This window comes from Nostoc sp. (assembly GCF_054880495.1).
The window spans coordinates 33,878-50,885 of sequence record NZ_JBTYKD010000069.1; the positions used below are offsets into that span (position 1 = coordinate 33,878).

Sequence of the window (17,008 nt, forward strand, 5' to 3'; positions counted from 1 at the left end):
TTTTTTAAACGCAGAGGTAGACGCGTTCGCGGAGCGTCTCGTAGAGAAGCGGCTTGCCGTTCGCCTAACGTCTTCAAAGGAAAGGCTACGCAAAGTAAAGCGCAGAGGGACGCAAAGTTTGAGCGCTAGATTCGTTCTGTACTAAGTTGACTGTAATCCAAAATCTAAAATCCTAAATTGATAAATCTAAAATCCTAAATTGATATGAGTTCTCTAACTTTACAGTTTCCTCCGGCGCTGAAATTGACAGATGAAGAATTTGAACAGCTTATTGCTGTTAATCAAGAGTTACGACTGGAATTAACTGCTCAAGGAGAATTAGTTATTATGTTACCCACCGGGGGAGAAACTGGAGAGCGTAACTTGGATATAGAAGGTCAATTATGGTTATGGAAGCGTCAAAATAAGCTCGGAAAAGCATTTAATTCTTCTACAGGTTTTAAATTGCCAAATGGTGCTACTCGTTCCCCTGATGCCTCTTGGGTAACAATTGCCAGATGGGAGGCTCTCACGCCACAGCAAAGAAAGAAATTCCCACCTTTATGTCCTGATTTTGTCGTGGAATTGGTTTCTGAAACTGATGATTTAGAAGATATTCAAGCAAAAATGCGGGAATATATCAAGAACGGTTTGCGTTTAGGTTGGTTGATTAATCCTAAAAATAAGCAAGTAGAAATTTATCGCTTCAATCAAGCAGTAGAAGTTTTACAATCTCCCCGAAATCTATCAGGTGAGGATGTATTGCCGGGATTTTTATTAGATTTAGAACCAATTTTTGGATAATATTATAATCCCTGTTTTTTTAATTATTAATGGCACCTCTAACCAAAATTACTGTACTTTCTACACCAGAGGCGATCGCTTCGGGAATATTACCTTGAATCGCCTGCTGCAACAATCCCTCGCGCGAAGCTCCCACAACTACAACATCGTAGCCTTCGGTTTTCACTAGGTTAATTACACCTTCAGCAACTGAATTAGCTTGAACTGGGAGAGCAACTACAGTACTCGACAATTTGCGCCGCCGCATCAAATGGCGGATGGCTTGTTCTGAAACTGACATATCTGGCCTTAATTCAGATGTCTTAAATACCTGTGCAAGGCGAATTTGGGGATCATTTCCTAATGTCAGTAAAGCTGGGAGCAATTTAATCGCCAGCCGCGAATTGGGACCACCAGCCATTGGTACTAGCCAACGATTGAAGAGGGGAGGAGTGCCCAATTTTACTAAAACTACTTCGCAGGGGGCTTGGCGAATTATGCTGTCTACAACGTCGCCAAAAATCCGATTCGGGGTAGATGTGCTACCTTTCCATCCCATTAAAATTAGGTCGATGTGTTGTTCATTGATTGTCTCCAAAATTGCCTGCGCTACATCGTGGGTAACTCGAATCTGCGTGTGCAGGGGAATTTGCCATTTTTTTGCTAAGACTTCCGCCTGTCGTAGCAAGCGGCGACTTTTTGCCGTTCTTACTTCTGTTTCCGATGCGGAACTGTGGCGGGGTATCAGCATCACTTGCACGCAATCTATTTCATAATGGCGATCGCGGGCAATCGCTGCTGCCATTTGTAATAAAATACCGGCGGTTTCGGGATTAGCTACTGGCACTAATAATCTACCTCTACCAGTGCTGGGCGATCGCGTTTGGTAAACTATATATGAACGTTCTGGTCGCAGTTTTGGGGTGTCATTTTCACCATTGAGATGGTCTGCTTCCGCCCGAATAATATCTCCACGGGTAATAATTCCAATCAGTTTTCGTCCATCTACGACTGGTAAGCGACTGATTTGATAGCGATCGAGTAAATATAGCACATTGCCCAAGTTGTGGATGGGTGTTACGCTCATCGGAGCGGCGGTCATAATTTCCCGCAAAGGAGTGTCGTTTGGTAAGTTGCGATCGCGGATACTTAGTAAATCTGATTGGGTGACAATCCCTACAAGCTTGCTGTTCTCTACCACTGGAAAGCCCCGATGGTGGGAACGGGCAAATGCCTGCATCACTTCATCTAAAGGCATCTCTGTATCCAGAGTTTCTACTTGTTGCTGCATGACATCTTTGGCAGTCAAATTTGTCATTATCCCCCCCGCCGGTGCGGATTTTTCGATAGTTATGCCATTCCACGCCAAAAGTTTGTCATAGAGTGATCCTGGCGCCAACTTTTCGGCGACTAGATACGAAGTTACAGAGCCAATCATTAAGGGTAGTACTAAATTGAAATCTGTAGTCATTTCAAACACAATTACTATCCCCGTCATTGGCACTCTCGCCACCGCAGTAAAAAATGCGCCCATTCCTGCCAAAGCATAGGTAATTGGTAATCCAGCCGCTATCCCCAAAGGAACAAGCAGACTGTGTTCTGCCATACCCACCAAGTAGCCAAGGGCAGCCCCAAGGGTCAAAGCCGGAGCAAATAATCCTCCTGGCACACCAGAGCCATAGGCTACCAGAGTTAGGATAAACTGGGAGATAAAGGCGATCGCGGCCATTGACCAGCTAGCCTCACCTGTAATTAAAATTTCCCGCAGTCCTGTGTTATCTCGAAACGCTACCGGAAGTAATGCCACAATTACCCCAGAGACTAACCCAGCTAGTGCCACACGAGCAGGTAATCCAAAACGCAGAGAGCGGCGGTAAACACTTAAGCTGGCAATAATCCCGCGATTGAACAGCGCCCCCATCAATCCAGCCAGAATCCCCAACACCAAATAGAAGGGAATATCTTGAACAAAAAACTCTGTCTTGGAAGCAGTTAATGCTAGATTCAGATCCAGGCTGCGACCACCCAATACGCGCGAGACGACAGCACCGATAAAAGAAGCCAGAATTGCTGTGCCCAGAGTAAATTCCGAGAAATCTTGTAACAGTTCTTCCACTACAAACAACACACCTGCAATTGGCGTATTGAAGGCAGCCGCTAACCCTGCTCCAGCACCAGCCGCAATCAACTGGCGACGGTGGTCTGGTGAAGTAGCAAACCATCGACTTAGTTGAGATGCTAAAGCGGCGCTGACCTGAACTGTTGGCCCTTCCCGCCCTAAAGCTAGTCCAGAACCCAGTGCCAGAATCCCACCGACTAGCTTGACCAGGGCAACCCGCAAATTTAGAGCAATTGGTATACCGGCCAGCACTGCTTTCACCTGAGGAATGCCGCTCCCGGAAGTTTCTGGGGCTACGCGCTCAACCAGCCATCCTGCGAGGAATCCACAGGCGAGGCCAATAACTGGTAGCACTAACCAAGCTGGTAGCAGCAGCGATGTCTGCACTCGCCAGGAACCTAGTAATCCCACACCCGATTTCAGTAATACTGCTGCAAGAGCTGAAACCAAACCAATCAGACAAGCTTCAAAAATTGCTAAACGACGCCGTGGTTGTAGCAGCTGCCGAAAGCGCTGGAAGATAGGTGTATACCACATGATGTCAACTTTCTTGTGTTATTCGGAGATGATTTACTAAACTTTCCAGGACTTACGTAAAAAGGCAGTGAAAGCCTTGATTTACCGTAGAGGTAATTCATGTAGCTTTCGCTTCCTGCAGGGTATTGCCCCTACATTTCGTACTTGATGCGTAAGTCCTACTTTCAACGAATCAAAGACAACATTTGCTACTTGCAAAACCCGTTAGTGGCGATCAATTTAGAATTTTTAAGGGAGTTATGAGGGTTTACAGCTATTTTCAGGTAAATAGACCACGCGGTAGGGGCATAGCATGCTGTGCCCCTACGACAGATGTGGTTCAAATACATGAAAACTGCTGTAAGTCAAGAGTTTCTAACAAGCGTTAACGAATCCGCGTACTCTTTCAGAGAAGCAAGCTACGCTTTTAGCGTCTCGTAAAGAGCGTCATTACGAATTACGAATTACGAATTAATTGCTTCTCCCGGTGGTGGATAGCCCTTCTACTATCAGAGATGGAGTATAACAAGAACCATTCCAATCAGCATCGTTGCCCAGTGCAACCAATTGCTTCAGGGCTGTGTAGACATTACCTGCAACCATAGTATCCTTAACGCGCCCAATTACCTGACCATTTTGGACGCGGTAGCCTAAATCAACGTTGATCGAAAAATCTCCCGAAATACTGCCGCCACTACCCAATATTTGATCCACAATCAAGCCATCATCTAGTTGTTGAATCAAATCTGGTAGGGATGCTGAACCCGGCTGGATGAGAAAATTAAATAAACCAGGGGTGGGATAGCTACCTAAACCAGGGCGAAAACCATTTCCAGTGGTGTCAGTACCCAGTTGACGCCCGGTGGTGCGATCGCCATAGAAATGCTGTAAAGTCCCGTTTTCGATAAATACTAAAAATTTAGTAGCAGTACCTTCATCATCGAAAGGGCAACTGTAAGGGCCTGCTTGGGGATCTTGGTAAAGGGTGAGACTAGGTGCAACAACTGGATTACCCAAGCGTTCTGCCCAAGGGGAAGCTACTTCTAAAACTCGCTTGCCATTCAAAGCTGCTTGCACAGTCCCCCAAAGCATATCGGCGGCTTTAGAAGTGAACAAAATCGGAACCCGGCCAGTCGGAGGTGAGACATTTTCTCTAGCCCAAATTAACCTCTGTAAAATTTGATTAGCTAATTTTTCTGGGTCGAGTTCACCGCGCTGAGTTTGTCCATCGGAAACATTCAAAAAATCATCGCCACGCACCCATTCTGCTGATATGTAGCAGCTGAGGGTAGTGTCAGTGTAATGACAATCTAAACCTTTGGTATTGACTAGTCTAGTGGTTTCAATATCACATTCCCAGTCACCATTGCACACAACATCTGGATAGACATCACGGATGAGTGCGATCGCTTCTTTGCCCCAATCTACCAAAACTTCTATTGGCACACTTTCCCCTAAATCTGGGTAGGAGGGCTGAAAGTTAGAACCTAATTCTACTGTTTCGGGATGATTAAGTTGACTCAGTGCCAGAGCTTTTTCCACCATTACTTCGGCTGTGACAGAACCGTAAGCCACCATCAGTCCTGGTTGCCCGTTTCGCCAAAGCCGTAATGCTGTGCCTTCAGATTGGTTAGTTTCTAGCTGTTTGAGTCGGTTTCCCTCAAAAAACACCGGACGAGAAAGCGATCGCGACTGATACACCTCAGCAGCTTCTGCTCCAGATTTTATAGCTAGTTCCAGCAGCTGTTCTGCTAGTGTATCTTGTGACAAATTTTCAGAACCCATGACCCCTTAGTGAATTGTGGATTTTGAACCGCATATCAACGCTGTCTCTTAAAAGTCTGATCCCTAGCGATCGCACTTTATACCGATGGACGCAGATAACTATCCAAAAATCATCAGCGTGTTTCGGCAGTTGTGATTTGGAACCACAGATCAACGCTGGTGGACGCAGTTAATTATCCCAAATCATCGCCATATCTCAACGGATCTAGTCATTTGCCCCATGCCCCATGCCCATTTTAGAGATTAACCTCTTGCAACAGCCAAAAACCAGCAAAAGATTCTGATTTGGGATCAGACTGTATACCGATAAAATGCACTCCGTTAGCTTTTTGCTTGGCTTCTTCAAAACCTTTGGCTTCTGCTAAAATTTGAGGTTTTTTGATATTCGCCACAATCCAGCTTTCAGTTACACCAGTTTCTAAAAGCAATCTCGCCTCTTCACTGGCGTCAAATCTTAAGAAAGCCAACTCCAAACCAGACATCCAGCCTGCCAAGGGCAACGCTCTCGATGAGAAAATCAAAATACCAGGAATCCGGGCTTCGGCTGAAACTTGCGCCAACTCTAGAGGAAAAGCTTCACCAAAGCCAATTTCCCACTCTGGCATTTCCGCCAAATCCGCAGCATCTAAGGTAACAAATACCCACTGCTGTCCTTCCAAAGCATCTGGTAAACGTTGCGGCAAAGGTTTTTCCAAGCGGACTGAGGGATTAATTCCCTCTTGATACCCTGGTTCTTGAGGATATACTTCCTCCATACGCTGTTCTAACCATTGGTTGAGAACCAAAGTGCGGCGGCTAGGCTGGGCGGGAATGCCCAAGTCTTGGCAAGCTTTAGTAATCATGTTGTTCATTTGGCGGCGGAAAAAGCGGATTTTAATTGGTACTTTTCCAGCTTGATTAATAGCCTCCTGCAATGCTGTCCGCAACCAGCCCGAATTTACCTGGGTACTAGGACAATATTGAGCATAACGAAACAAAGAATCTGGTTTTGTGCTGATATCTAAGGGACTTTCGCAGACTAAGACTTCCCAAATTTTTTTCTGATTAGCGTCCAAAATCGGACGAGAGTAAAAATCGATTTCCCAAATACTGCCCATGTTTTACGGTAAAAATCTGGCTGTTATGTTTTTCTGATATTTTGATCATACGGGTCTTAGGGCAGCATTTGGTATTGGGAATTGGGCATTGGGCACTTGTACTGACTTGTACTGAGCGACGTCGAAGTAGCGAAGTCGAAGTATTGGGCATTGGGAATTAATGAAGTTCCGAGGTTCATGAATGAAGTTCCGAGGTTCATGAATGGAGTTCTAACTCTTTCTTATTCCCCTTATCCCTCATCGTTTGAGCAGAACATAGGAAGTTTTTGGAGTAGTTAGGTTTTGCAGTGAGTGGGAAATTGATCAGGCGATCGCTAGAATAGTCATACCTTTACCTAAATCTGACTTTTCAGGGTATCTGGAAAACCTCTCTCCTAAAAGGAGAGAGACTTTGAATTTTACCTCGTTCCCAGTCTCAGACTGGGAATGCCGTTCATTGAGGCTCCGCCTCCCTGACTCGCGGCAGAGTCGCAATGAGCAGCATTTCCAGCCTCTGGCTGTAAACGAGGTTTTAATGGCAATTAGGATAGATAATGCTAAAAGACCCTACAGAGGTAGATGAATGCAACTAGAAGATTATTTTGAGTTTTTAGACCTAGATGACATCCGTCTCAAAGGCCATCGCATTGGTATTGATTTCCGCAAGCCGCACACTCGTGACTTCTAGTTATGAGTTAAGCGATTAACTCTACTCAAGAAAGAGATTGAATGGCTCCAAGAGGTAGATAAATTTGCCTTACAAAACTCACTTAGGAATTTGAAGCAGGAATCACGCGACTTTCAGTCGTGTGAGGTTCAAAATGTGATTCAATATTACCTGCAAGGATGTTCACCGGAGCAAATTCTAGAAGAATTACCTTCCCTGAATTTGGAGAAAATTTATGCGACGCTTACCCACTACCTGCATAATCGTGTTGAAATAGATGCTTATATGTTGCGGCTAGCAAACTGGCGAGAACAGCGCTATCAAGAATTATCAGCTAATCCTTCACCTTTGATGCAACGTTTAAGAGCATTAAAGGCGCAACGTGAGCAGGAGTTGCTAAACTCTTGGTGAAGATACCTTTTCTCCTTGATGAAATATTTGTTGCCTAAGCTGAAAATAGCTGTTTTGCGCCTCAATCCAGCAATAGATATTCTGCACGTAGGCGATGCCGAAGCACCACCATTCGGTACGCTTGACCCAGATATCCTACGCTACATGAAATTATCCCAACGAATATTGGTTACAGACAACCGCAAAAGTATGCCCGAACATCTAGCAGAACACTGGAGAGATGGAGGACATATTTAGAGACTAGTTTGGTTGCGTTCCAGTGGGAATTTTAGTATTGGGCAGAAACAATTTATTTGATTTGGGAAGCGACTGAGACGAAAGAATGGATTGATAGATTAGATTGGATTCCACTTTAAAAATTTGGCGTTGCTGAATTGAAAGCATCCCCCTCATCCCCCTCATCCGCTTCATTCCTCAATCCATCGCTTCAGATTCACGAGTTTGAACTGCTGCTAGCTCCGGCAAATATAGTCTATCTTCACTAGCATCATACTCAAACAGTTCGGCATAACGCCCCCAATCTACAGCTGTGGCAAATTGCCGCTCCGCTTCTTCATGGGGATAGTATTCCTCAAGTAAATCGATAAAGAAATCCGCACGCATTGACCGATTCCGTTTTTCCCGCAATGTCTGCACCATACTAACTACAACTGGCACCTTTTCCAGCACCTGCTGCCGAAACAAGTCTTTACTGCGGAGAATGGTTGTAGTTGCGAAATCTTGCCCAATTTCGGTCAGCTTAACATCTCCCTGTGCAACTTCAGCAAAGCCCAGCATCACAGTTGCATCAAGCATTGGTAACAGATCATCAACTGATAATTGGATTCGTTCTGCTAGGCGAGGAATATCATCCTTACCTTCTGGTTGATCAACAATTAGCTCCAGTAGACCGCTAATACCACCGATTCTGACGTGGGGGAGGAGTTTGGCATAGGGCGATTGTTGGATTGCGCCAGGCCTCGGTGCTTGTACAGGTGATGTGGGTGCTGCAACTGCCCCACTCACTTCCACTTCTGGGTTAGTCATCACCGTGTAGATATAGTCGATCAGCGATTTGAAGCGGATGCTGGTGCGGTCATGAGGCCGCGGCAAATCAATCACAACCTCACCGCGGATATACCCCGGATTTGATCCCAAGATAATTACTCGATCTGCCAGAAACAGCGCTTCTTCAATGTTGTGGGTGACAATCAAAATGCTTTTAGACGGAAAGGTGCCGGCATTCCATAAATCATCAATTTCACCCCGCAGGTTCTCAGCCGTCAACACATCTAGGGCGCTAAACGGCTCATCCATAAATAGTACTTTCGGCTCCAGCACAAATGCCCTGGCAAAGCCAACCCGCTGCCTCATCCCCCCAGACAACTCTTTAGGATAGGCACTCTCAAAACCATCTAAGCCCACCAAGTCAATGGCTTTAAGCGCTTGTTGTCGTCGCTCATTCCGACCAACACCCTGCGCGTCTAGCCCTAACTCGACGTTTTCCTGTACTGTTAGCCAGGGTAGCAGTGCAAAGCTTTGAAATACCATTGCTACATCTGGGTTGGCACCTCGCAGGGGTTTACCATTGCTGCTCACCCTTCCTTCACTTGGGGGAATCAAGCCTGCCATAATCCGTAGTAAGGTACTTTTGCCACTGCCACTGCGCCCCAGCAATGCTAGTACTTCACCCGCAGCTACCGTTAGATTAATGTTGCGGAGAACGTTAAACTCACCTTTGCCCTCTGGGCGCGGAAAACTCTTATTGACCTGTTCGACAGCGATTAGTACATTATTAGTAACTTTCGTAGATGTCATGTTTGCGCCTCTAGTGAGCGATGGTTTAAAGATGGTATTTGGTTTCTGCTAGTTCATACAGTCGTCGCCAAAACACTCTGTTCAGCCCGACAACAAATAGGCTCATCATCCCAATCCCCAGTGTAATGCGAGGCCAGTCACCTGCTGCTGTTGCCTGAGCAATATATGCTCCCAATCCGTTGGCCGTCAGAGTGGTTTGCCCCCAAGCGACAACCTCTGAGACAATGCTGGCGTTCCATGCCCCACCGGTAGCAGTGACGCCACCTGTTACCGAGGCGGAGAAGATGCCAGGAATGATTAACTTGCGCCACAGCCGCCAACCACGTAAACCGAGGCTGGTTGCCATCTCGCGCAGATCCGTTGGGATGCTCATCGCTCCAGCAATGGAGTTGAAGAGGATGTACCACTGAGCGCCCAGGGACATCAAGAGAATACTACCCCAATCAATGCTGATATGGGAACGGATGAAGAATAGTGTAGCGAAGGGAAAGATAAAGTTTGCTGGAAAGGAGGCCAGGAATTGCACCACGGGCTGCAACAAAGTTGCTAGTCGGGGATTAAACCCAATTGCCACTCCCACAGGTGTCCAAACTAAAGTTGAAAATATTAGTAACACCAGTACACGTAACAGAGTCAGTAATGCCAGCCCAAAGGTCTTGAGGACTTCACCCAGTCCTACCGTTGTCACAATGAAGTGTAACCCGACAACCAATAGCCCACCAATCATGACCAGCAACATCAAGTTGTAGAGGCGATCGCCTACTTCCTGCCCACCAGTCTTCACAGCACGGGGAGTCCGAGGTGGCGTTAGCAATGACAGAATGTGGTTGATCGCTTCAGCCAAAGGATCTAGCACTCGCCCTAGCAGACGAGGAATTCGGGCTGCTTTTAGCAAATCGTAGACCCAGGATTCGGGCGCTTGTGCTGCTGCACTCTGTTCCAACCGGAACTTATCCGCCCAGGCGATTAAGGGTCGCCAGAACAATTGATTTACTATCACAATCACCACCGCGATCGTCAATACCGCCCAACCCAGGGCAGGTAAATTCTCAGCTACAACTGCGGCTGCTACGTAGGAGCCAATTCCCGGTAATGTGTATTGCTGCTTCAGTACGCTGATCGCTTCACTCGCAGCTACAAAAAACCAGCCACCTCCAAAACTCATCATTGCATTCCAAAGCAGCCCAATCATTGCCGTAGGCAATTCCAGCTTGGTGAACCTCTGCCATCCCGACAACCGATAGAGCCTTACGGCCTCATCCAGTTCCGGTGGCAGTGTTTTCAGTGAGTGGTAGAACGAAAAGGTCATGTTCCAGACCTGGCTGGTGAAAATTGCAAAAATCGATGCTGCCTCTAGTCCTAATAGGCTTCCGGGAAACAGGGCAATAAAACCTGTAACTGTGATCGATAAAAAACCTAGTACTGGAACTGACTGTAAAATATCTAGTAGCGGAATCAGAACTCGTTCAGCACGAGGGCTTTTAGCCGCAATGTAGCCATAAATTAAGGTGAACAGCGTTGAGTAAAACAGAGCAATAAACATTCGCAGGGTTGAGCGCCCAGCATAATACGGCAGATTACGCGGGTCGAGGCTGATACCTGGCACTACATCTGGTGGTACAAAGCTCACCAACGTTCCAGCACCGACACGCGCAATCAGTGCCAGTAATACTAATGTGCCAAGAATCAGGGCAATATCAGCTAGTCCAAAAGGGAACCGTCGGAGTGCTTCAGGGGAAGGAAAAGTTTGCTTCAGCATTTAACGATAATTACGGGGCTGGCATAGGTTTTTGAGCTAATAATAAGACATTAAAGCTCTCAGTGTATAAGGGCAAATAATCTAGTCTATGGTCAGAATACCATCTTGAATGAGGCAGGAGAAAAACTGCCTCCTCTGATTTTGTTAGGCGTGCGAGTAACAAGATGGGAGAACAAAAAGATTTTCAGAAGCCTGATCAAGCGCTCATTTTAGCCACTGTAGAGAATTTGCTGAATCTTCTTCTAATTTGATGATGAGTAACTCTGCTGCGATCGCTATCAAGTCGGCAAATAAGCGATCGCGTCAGCCCAAAACCATCAGCACAAACCCATATTCTTCCGTCACCTATCTGCTTCATGTCCCACGGTTAATCCAAACACCTCTCAAGCCAGCTGCTTTAGCACCGTGGTAATCTTCTCTAATGCTATCCCCAATATGCCATGCAGCCTCTGGCGAACATTTATGTTTATCTAAGGCAATAGCAAAAATTTGAGGATCGGGTTTAGCTGCACGTACCTGCGTAGAAATGGTCACGGAGGTAAAAAACTCTCTCAATCCCAAACTTTGCAATACTGAGTAAATCCGCGAATCGAAATTGGACAGCACCCCCAAGCTAACTCCCAACCGCCGCCAATTAATTAAAGCTGGTATGACATCGGGATAGACAAACCACGGTTCGCCTGTGCCAAAGTGGATGTAAAGTTCGCTAAAAAAAGCCGAAAAGTCAGAAAATTCCTTGAGAACACCTGCACCTTCAAAAGTGTTCAAGGCAATTATCCGCCACCAATCAAACTCGCGCTGGGGAATATCTTGCATTTCTACATCTGGAAATATTGGCGGCGGTGCTGCTTTAAAGCTTTGGATAAAGCTTGTATTTAATCTTTCAGCTGCAACTGTAACGCCAAATTCTTGAGCTATCTGACTATAAACTTCACCTACACCACCTTTGACATCGAAAAGTGTGCCTACAGCATCTAAAAAAATAACTTTCGGTTGTTCCATCAAAGTTTGAAGATTTTAAATCTGGAATTTTAGATTTTGGTTTGTTAAAAACTTTAGTACTTGACTAACTCAAAATTGAATCGGGACTGGGGCATCAATGCCCAATACTTCTCTACGAGAGGCTGCGCCAACGACAAGGTTCAGTACAAGTGCCCAAAGCCCAACCTTAAGTTACTGAGAAAGTATTTCGATAATTGGACGGACTAGCCAATTAAAACCAACTTTGAGTTGATGATCTAAAGTTGGCAACCTATATAAATAGGCAATACGGCGGGCGACGTATGCCAAGCGCCCATCTAGTTTAATTCCCAAACCGGTGAGAGTGGCGTTGTCTATTCCTAATGCCATCATTTCTCCTAACTGTTGGTAGCGGAAAGGAAGGAGGGGGCGATTAGTCAGAGTTGCCCAGATATTCCAAGCAGTATAATCAGCTTGTTGAAAAGCAGCTTGGGCGGTAGCGGGGACTTGCTGTCCTTCAGCATCATGAGAGTCTGCTAAATCTCCCAAAGCAAAGATTTCTGGATAATCAAAGACTTGCAGAGTAGATGTAGTGCTGATTTGACCACGCTGATTCTGCTTCAGGGGAAGAGATTTTACTACCGGTGCAACTCTGGTTCCCACTGTCCAAATTACCAAATCCACCGGAATCGTGTCTAACTGGTTTTTGTACTCTAGGGAAATGGTATTTTGCTCTATTGATTCCACTTTGGTTTCTAAATCAAGAAACACGCCACGGGCTTCTATTGCTTTCTTTGCTGCTTCCCGGTTAAACTCTGGAGAAGTTCGCAAAATTTGGTCAGCGATTTCAATAATCCGAAAACGTCCTCTTTCCCCTAATCTGTCGGCTAACTTACAGGCTAACTCTACACCACTGTAGCCAGCCCCAACGATCGCCACCCGAATTTTGTCAGCATCCGATTCTTCTAAAAATCGCAGGCGTTCTTCTAAACGATAGGCATCAGAGATTGTCCGGAATGTGTAGGCGTAGGCTGTTGCACCTGGCACTAAATCTAGCGGTGTCTCACCTCCTAGCGCCAGTACTAATCGGTCGTAAGGGATTTCTGGTCCTTGATCTATATTTACCTGTCGCTGGTCAATGTCAATTCCCGACACAACCCCTTGATAAAAACGCACCCCTGTACCTTGTAAAAGTTCTTCAAAGGGTGGGGCAATTTCCCAGGTTTGCAGTTCGCCAGTGAGTAATTCGTAAAGTAAAGGAGAGAATAGGAAGCGATCGCTTTGATCTACCAGAACAATTTCGGGTTTTTGCGTAGATTCCCAAGGTAATTGGCTTAAGCGCAGGGCTGTGTAGAGACCACCAAAGCCTCCGCCAAGGATACAAATTCTAGAAGTTTGTTGAGTCATCTATTCTATCTATGGGAGAGTCAATGCTAATTGGGCAACTAACTTCAGTCTAGTAACTTAAAGCGGACTTTTCCAAACCCCCCAAAGTTTTTCTCTTATTAGTCATTAGTCATCAACCATCAGCTGAACATTACCCAACGTCTGGACTCACTCTTTAAACAGCAGATTTCAGCTTGGTGTCGTAATTCTTGCTTAGTATTTTTAAAACTAAAATCGGATTCTCAACTGAGAAAATATGAAGTAAAATAAACTCTCAGTAAATTTTAAATTCTCACTTCATACTTATATGTAATCTGTACTACAAAAGTTTTGGAATTTAAGTATATTTCAGAACCTTTTAGAGTTTGAGAAGGCAATTCCCTAATATAGTATGGCGTAAGTTTGCTTACCTTTAACAAGGGTGTTAAGCCCCAAGTCTTGTTAATTAAGAGGGTAGCTGGATTGATGCCGTGCTGTATTAAAGATTTGGTTATGGAAATCAGTAATTTGGATTGAATTGTAGAAAAACCCAAAATGGAGTTGGGTTTGACGATAACTCAGCAAATTCCAGAAATGAGTATTTTTTTATACATAACACCCAGCGCTGTTTACAACAGCGTAAAAATTTATGCTCTTTGACAAAACTCACTCTTAAATATTCATTGAGCAGTAGAAAAAATGTTCAAGACTCGTATTAGTAAAAACACGAGCATTGAGCGCAACCTTTATACACCTGAAAAAAATCGGAGTAATCTCAATGTCTATATTTACCGTTACTAACATCAACAACAGTGGTACAGGTTCACTGCGACAGGCAATTCTAGATGCCAATGCCCTTACAGGAAGCGACATCATCAAATTTGGTGGACTGTTTACTGATGCGATCGCTCATACCATCAGTTTGAGTGGTAGTAGTCTGAATATCACAGATAACCTTACCATTCAAGGTACAAATCCGAGCTTACTAACTATTAGTGATAATAGTGCTAACCGTGTTTTTGACATTGGCAGTGGTGTAACAGCTGCAATCAAGGGGCTGACTATTACTAATAGCTATAAAAATGCCGCAGGAGGCGGTGCAATCTCCAATGCAGGCGTTTTTACCTTGAGCGACAGCATCATCACTGGCAACTCGGCTGTGGACGGAGGCGGCATTTACAACTCTAGCTCTGGCAGGTTCACTGTAAACAACAGCACCATCACTGGCAACTCGGCTGCGGACGCAGGCGGCGGCATCTACAGCGAAGGCACTCTAACCGTCAGTAATAGCCTCATCAGTGGTAACAAGGCCAGCAACGGCGGCGGCATCAACAGCTCTGGCACCCTATCGGTGAGTAAAAGCACTATCAGTGATAACTCGGCAGGCGGCGAAGGTGGCGGCATCTACAACTATGTCTTTAACAAGAACGGCAGATCCAATATAGGTATCGTTACCGTAAGTAATAGCACCATTAGCGGTAACACTGCGTCATACGACGGCGGCGGTATCTATGGTTACGAACGTAGTACTATAACCGTGAATAACAGCCTCATCAATGGGAACAGCGTCAGCTTCAGATCCAGTTATTACGGTGGCGGCGGCATCTTCAGTTCTGGCATCCTATCAGTGAATAAGAGTACCATCAGTGGCAACACTGCCGAATATGGCGGCGGTATCTATGGTATCTATGAAGGCACTATAACCGTGAGTGATAGTGTTATCAGTGGCAATAAGGCCAGTGACGGCGGCGGCATTTACACTGGTGTCACCCTATCAGTGAGTAACAGCACCATCAGTGGCAACAGTGCCTCATACGGCGGTGGTATCTATGATGGCGGCGGCAGTCTTAACGAGGGCGATGGCACTATAACCGTTAATAACAGCACCATTAATGGCAACACTGCCTCATACGGCGGCGGTATCTACAATGGCGGCGAGAATGACGGCGGAGCTAATATAATTGCCGGTACTATAACCGTAAATAACAGCACCATTAATGGTAACAGTGCGTCATACGGCGGCGGTATTGCTGGTTATGGCACTATAATCGTGAATAACAGCACCATCAGTAGCAACACGGCAATCGAAGGCGGCGGCATCTATAACCAGGGGTTTATCCTCGTTGGCTACCATAGCCCAGATATTCTCGGATATGGCACCTTTAAGGTGAGCAATAGCACTGTGACTAAGAATTATGCATCCACTGGGGGCGGCATCTACAATAATGGCAATCTATTGGTGAGTAATAATAGCATCATGAGTGATAACTATGCCAAGGACTACGGCGCCGGCATCTACAACTCTAGCTCTAACGAGTACGGCAACTACAATCAATTAGGCATTGTTAACGTGATTAATAGCATCATTAATGGCAATCACGCAGGGAAAGCCGGCGGTGGCATTTACAATAATGGCGACGATGGCGGCGACATCTATGGATCTGCCCTTAATAACGGCAGCTCTGATAAATTAGGCATCGTTACCCTCAGTAATAGCATCATTACTGACAATGAAGCACACTTTGGCGGTGGCGTCTACAATAATGCCGCTCTAACGGTGGACAACAGCATTATCATTCTCAATACCGCTTTCAAAATCAAACTCAGTTCTGGTGGTTATGAGATCGGTGATGGTGGAGGCATTTACAACTATAACTCTGGCACTACCACAGTGAACTACAACAGCACGATCGCTTATAACTCTCCTAATGATGTGGTGAGTAACGTCATCAGGAACGCGGACATAGCCTGATTGCCAGTGTCAGTGGCAGTATAGGCTTTGATACTAACCCTCAGTGTATCTGGTTTTTGGCTTAACCAAACCATATTGATTTGACTCCTGACCGGAGAACAAAGGAAACGTCTCCGGCTTTGCTCCTGCTTCTCCAGTTATATGACCATTGTCACGGTTATATAACTGGAGATTCGCTATAGTTAACGGTTAACAGGCAATGGCTAAAAGGAGTTAAAGAGATGGAAATTCCCCCAGGCTATCTCAACATTATGGGTTACGTCGATCAGTCAGAAGTTAATGGCCCTGGTTGTCGTGCAGTCGTCTGGGTACAAGGTTGTCTTCGTGAGTGTCCTGGCTGCTTTAATACTAACTCTTGGTCATTTGAAGCTAACCAATTGATTGCTGTTGATACCCTTGCGGAGAATATTCTCAGCAATCCCCGCAATATGGGTGTAACGTTTTCTGGTGGAGAACCCTTTTGGCAAGCAACTGCACTGGCATCTTTAGCTCGGAAGGTAAAAGCTGCTGGGTTAAATGTAATGTCTTTTACTGGGTTCACTCTTAAGCAGCTACAGTCACAATCTGCGCCGCCAAGTTCCCAAGCATTGTTAGAACAACTCGATATCCTGATTGACGGGCCTTTTGTACAATCTCTGGCAATTAATTCTCCCAACTCTCCAGTTTCTTCTAGCAATCAACGGGTTCGGGTGTTAAATCCAGCTTTTCAAGACCAGATTACCTGGGCTAGCGATCAAATAGAAGTCCACATCCTCAAGGATGGTGGCCGCATTGTTACTGGTTATCAAGGTGGGCTGGAGTTGACGTAGTTGGGGATGGGGCATGGGGCATTGGGGATGGAAAGTTAAAACTTAAAAGTTCACCCTCAGAAGGTCAACTTCGAGCATCAGAAGGTCAACGTTTAAATTTTAACTCCCTCTCCCTCGTATCCAATGTCCCATGCCCAATGCATCTGTGTTTGTGACAGATTATATGTGAACTACTCCGCCGTAAGACGGACGTAGCTCTCCCAATTCATCGGGAATAGCCTCCAGAACTC

General features: G+C 45.6%; 15 protein-coding genes. 6 read left to right on the plus strand and 9 right to left on the minus strand.

All coding sequences use genetic code 11. The features are described 5' to 3' along the window. Positions 1 to 204 precede the first annotated feature (204 nt). A complete protein-coding gene (locus ACYTXL_RS08140) occupies positions 205 to 783 on the plus strand; it encodes a Uma2 family endonuclease (RefSeq protein ID WP_461924263.1) in 579 nt (192 codons plus the stop codon). 19 nt (positions 784 to 802) lie between these two features. On the opposite strand, the gene ACYTXL_RS08145 is transcribed toward ACYTXL_RS08140, so the two are convergent. Both ACYTXL_RS08145 and ACYTXL_RS08150 read right to left on the minus strand, forming a co-directional pair. Next, the gene (locus ACYTXL_RS08145) at positions 803 to 3,418 is read right to left on the minus strand and encodes a chloride channel protein (protein ID WP_461924264.1); all 2,616 of its coding nucleotides are present in this window, start codon (positions 3,416 to 3,418) and stop codon (positions 803 to 805) included. 450 nt (positions 3,419 to 3,868) lie between these two features. Next, complete coding sequence (locus ACYTXL_RS08150; RefSeq protein WP_461924265.1) at positions 3,869 to 5,182, minus strand: TldD/PmbA family protein; 1,314 nt, start codon at positions 5,180 to 5,182, stop codon at positions 3,869 to 3,871. 23 nt (positions 5,183 to 5,205) lie between these two features. Between ACYTXL_RS08150 and ACYTXL_RS08155 the strand changes: the two genes are divergently transcribed. Continuing rightward, a complete protein-coding gene (locus tag ACYTXL_RS08155) occupies positions 5,206 to 5,355 on the plus strand; it encodes a hypothetical protein (RefSeq protein WP_461924266.1) in 150 nt (49 codons plus the stop codon). A gap of 63 nt (positions 5,356 to 5,418) precedes the next feature. On the opposite strand, the gene ACYTXL_RS08160 is transcribed toward ACYTXL_RS08155, so the two are convergent. Beyond that, the gene (locus ACYTXL_RS08160) at positions 5,419 to 6,279 is read right to left on the minus strand and encodes a Tab2 family RNA-binding protein (protein WP_461924267.1); all 861 of its coding nucleotides are present in this window, start codon (positions 6,277 to 6,279) and stop codon (positions 5,419 to 5,421) included. Positions 6,280 to 6,335: 56 nt separating this feature from the next. Continuing rightward, a complete protein-coding gene (locus ACYTXL_RS08165) occupies positions 6,336 to 6,458 on the minus strand; it encodes a hypothetical protein (protein ID WP_461924268.1) in 123 nt (40 codons plus the stop codon). Between the two features lie 623 nt (positions 6,459 to 7,081). Between ACYTXL_RS08165 and ACYTXL_RS08170 the strand changes: the two genes are divergently transcribed. Further along, positions 7,082 to 7,336 carry a DUF433 domain-containing protein gene (locus ACYTXL_RS08170; RefSeq protein WP_461924269.1) on the plus strand — a complete coding sequence of 85 codons (255 nt, stop codon included), beginning with the start codon at positions 7,082 to 7,084 and terminating at the stop codon, positions 7,334 to 7,336. 30 nt (positions 7,337 to 7,366) lie between these two features. Then, a complete protein-coding gene (locus ACYTXL_RS08175) occupies positions 7,367 to 7,573 on the plus strand; it encodes a hypothetical protein (protein WP_461924270.1) in 207 nt (68 codons plus the stop codon). A gap of 177 nt (positions 7,574 to 7,750) precedes the next feature. Here the strand turns inward: ACYTXL_RS08175 and ACYTXL_RS08180 are convergent, their stop codons facing one another. The 5 genes from ACYTXL_RS08180 to ACYTXL_RS08200 all read right to left on the minus strand — a co-directional run bounded on the left by ACYTXL_RS08180 (position 7,751) and on the right by ACYTXL_RS08200 (position 13,259). After that, a complete protein-coding gene (locus ACYTXL_RS08180) occupies positions 7,751 to 9,133 on the minus strand; it encodes an ABC transporter ATP-binding protein (RefSeq protein WP_461924271.1) in 1,383 nt (460 codons plus the stop codon). A gap of 25 nt (positions 9,134 to 9,158) precedes the next feature. Further along, entirely contained in the window at positions 9,159 to 10,892 is a 1,734-nt protein-coding gene (locus tag ACYTXL_RS08185) for an ABC transporter permease (RefSeq protein WP_461924272.1), read from the minus strand. Between the two features lie 196 nt (positions 10,893 to 11,088). Then, a complete protein-coding gene (locus ACYTXL_RS08190) occupies positions 11,089 to 11,250 on the minus strand; it encodes a hypothetical protein (RefSeq protein ID WP_461924273.1) in 162 nt (53 codons plus the stop codon). After that, positions 11,247 to 11,894 (minus strand): HAD-IA family hydrolase, encoded by a 648-nt coding sequence (locus tag ACYTXL_RS08195; RefSeq protein ID WP_461924274.1) that lies wholly within the window; start codon positions 11,892 to 11,894, stop codon positions 11,247 to 11,249. The genes ACYTXL_RS08190 and ACYTXL_RS08195 overlap by 4 nt, the downstream gene beginning before the upstream one ends. Before the next feature lie 171 nt (positions 11,895 to 12,065). Next, positions 12,066 to 13,259, minus strand: a complete 1,194-nt coding sequence (locus ACYTXL_RS08200) for an NAD(P)/FAD-dependent oxidoreductase (RefSeq protein ID WP_461924275.1) — start codon at positions 13,257 to 13,259, stop codon at positions 12,066 to 12,068. 736 nt (positions 13,260 to 13,995) lie between these two features. On the opposite strand from ACYTXL_RS08200, the gene ACYTXL_RS08205 reads away from it, so the two are divergent. Continuing rightward, a complete protein-coding gene (locus ACYTXL_RS08205; RefSeq protein WP_461924276.1) occupies positions 13,996 to 15,969 on the plus strand; it encodes a beta strand repeat-containing protein in 1,974 nt (657 codons plus the stop codon). A gap of 221 nt (positions 15,970 to 16,190) precedes the next feature. Beyond that, a complete protein-coding gene (locus tag ACYTXL_RS08210; protein WP_461924277.1) occupies positions 16,191 to 16,778 on the plus strand; it encodes a 4Fe-4S single cluster domain-containing protein in 588 nt (195 codons plus the stop codon). The last annotated feature ends 230 nt before the right edge of the window (positions 16,779 to 17,008 follow it).

What these genes read in the sequence shown, in the direction of transcription:
- ACYTXL_RS08180 (WP_461924271.1), bottom strand. Translation starts at nt 9,133, where the DNA reads ATGACATCTACGAAAGTTACTAATAATGTACTAATCGCTGTCGAACAG.
- ACYTXL_RS08150 (WP_461924265.1), bottom strand. Translation starts at nt 5,182, where the DNA reads ATGGGTTCTGAAAATTTGTCACAAGATACACTAGCAGAACAGCTGCTG.
- ACYTXL_RS08165 (WP_461924268.1), bottom strand. Translation starts at nt 6,458, where the DNA reads ATGAACCTCGGAACTTCATTAATTCCCAATGCCCAATACTTCGACTTC.
- ACYTXL_RS08200 (WP_461924275.1), bottom strand. Translation starts at nt 13,259, where the DNA reads ATGACTCAACAAACTTCTAGAATTTGTATCCTTGGCGGAGGCTTTGGT.
- ACYTXL_RS08210 (WP_461924277.1), top strand. Translation starts at nt 16,191, where the DNA reads ATGGAAATTCCCCCAGGCTATCTCAACATTATGGGTTACGTCGATCAG.
- ACYTXL_RS08205 (WP_461924276.1), top strand. Translation starts at nt 13,996, where the DNA reads ATGTCTATATTTACCGTTACTAACATCAACAACAGTGGTACAGGTTCA.
- ACYTXL_RS08160 (WP_461924267.1), bottom strand. Translation starts at nt 6,279, where the DNA reads ATGGGCAGTATTTGGGAAATCGATTTTTACTCTCGTCCGATTTTGGAC.
- ACYTXL_RS08140 (WP_461924263.1), top strand. Translation starts at nt 205, where the DNA reads ATGAGTTCTCTAACTTTACAGTTTCCTCCGGCGCTGAAATTGACAGAT.
- ACYTXL_RS08195 (WP_461924274.1), bottom strand. Translation starts at nt 11,894, where the DNA reads ATGGAACAACCGAAAGTTATTTTTTTAGATGCTGTAGGCACACTTTTC.
- ACYTXL_RS08185 (WP_461924272.1), bottom strand. Translation starts at nt 10,892, where the DNA reads ATGCTGAAGCAAACTTTTCCTTCCCCTGAAGCACTCCGACGGTTCCCT.
- ACYTXL_RS08190 (WP_461924273.1), bottom strand. Translation starts at nt 11,250, where the DNA reads ATGAAGCAGATAGGTGACGGAAGAATATGGGTTTGTGCTGATGGTTTT.
- ACYTXL_RS08145 (WP_461924264.1), bottom strand. Translation starts at nt 3,418, where the DNA reads ATGTGGTATACACCTATCTTCCAGCGCTTTCGGCAGCTGCTACAACCA.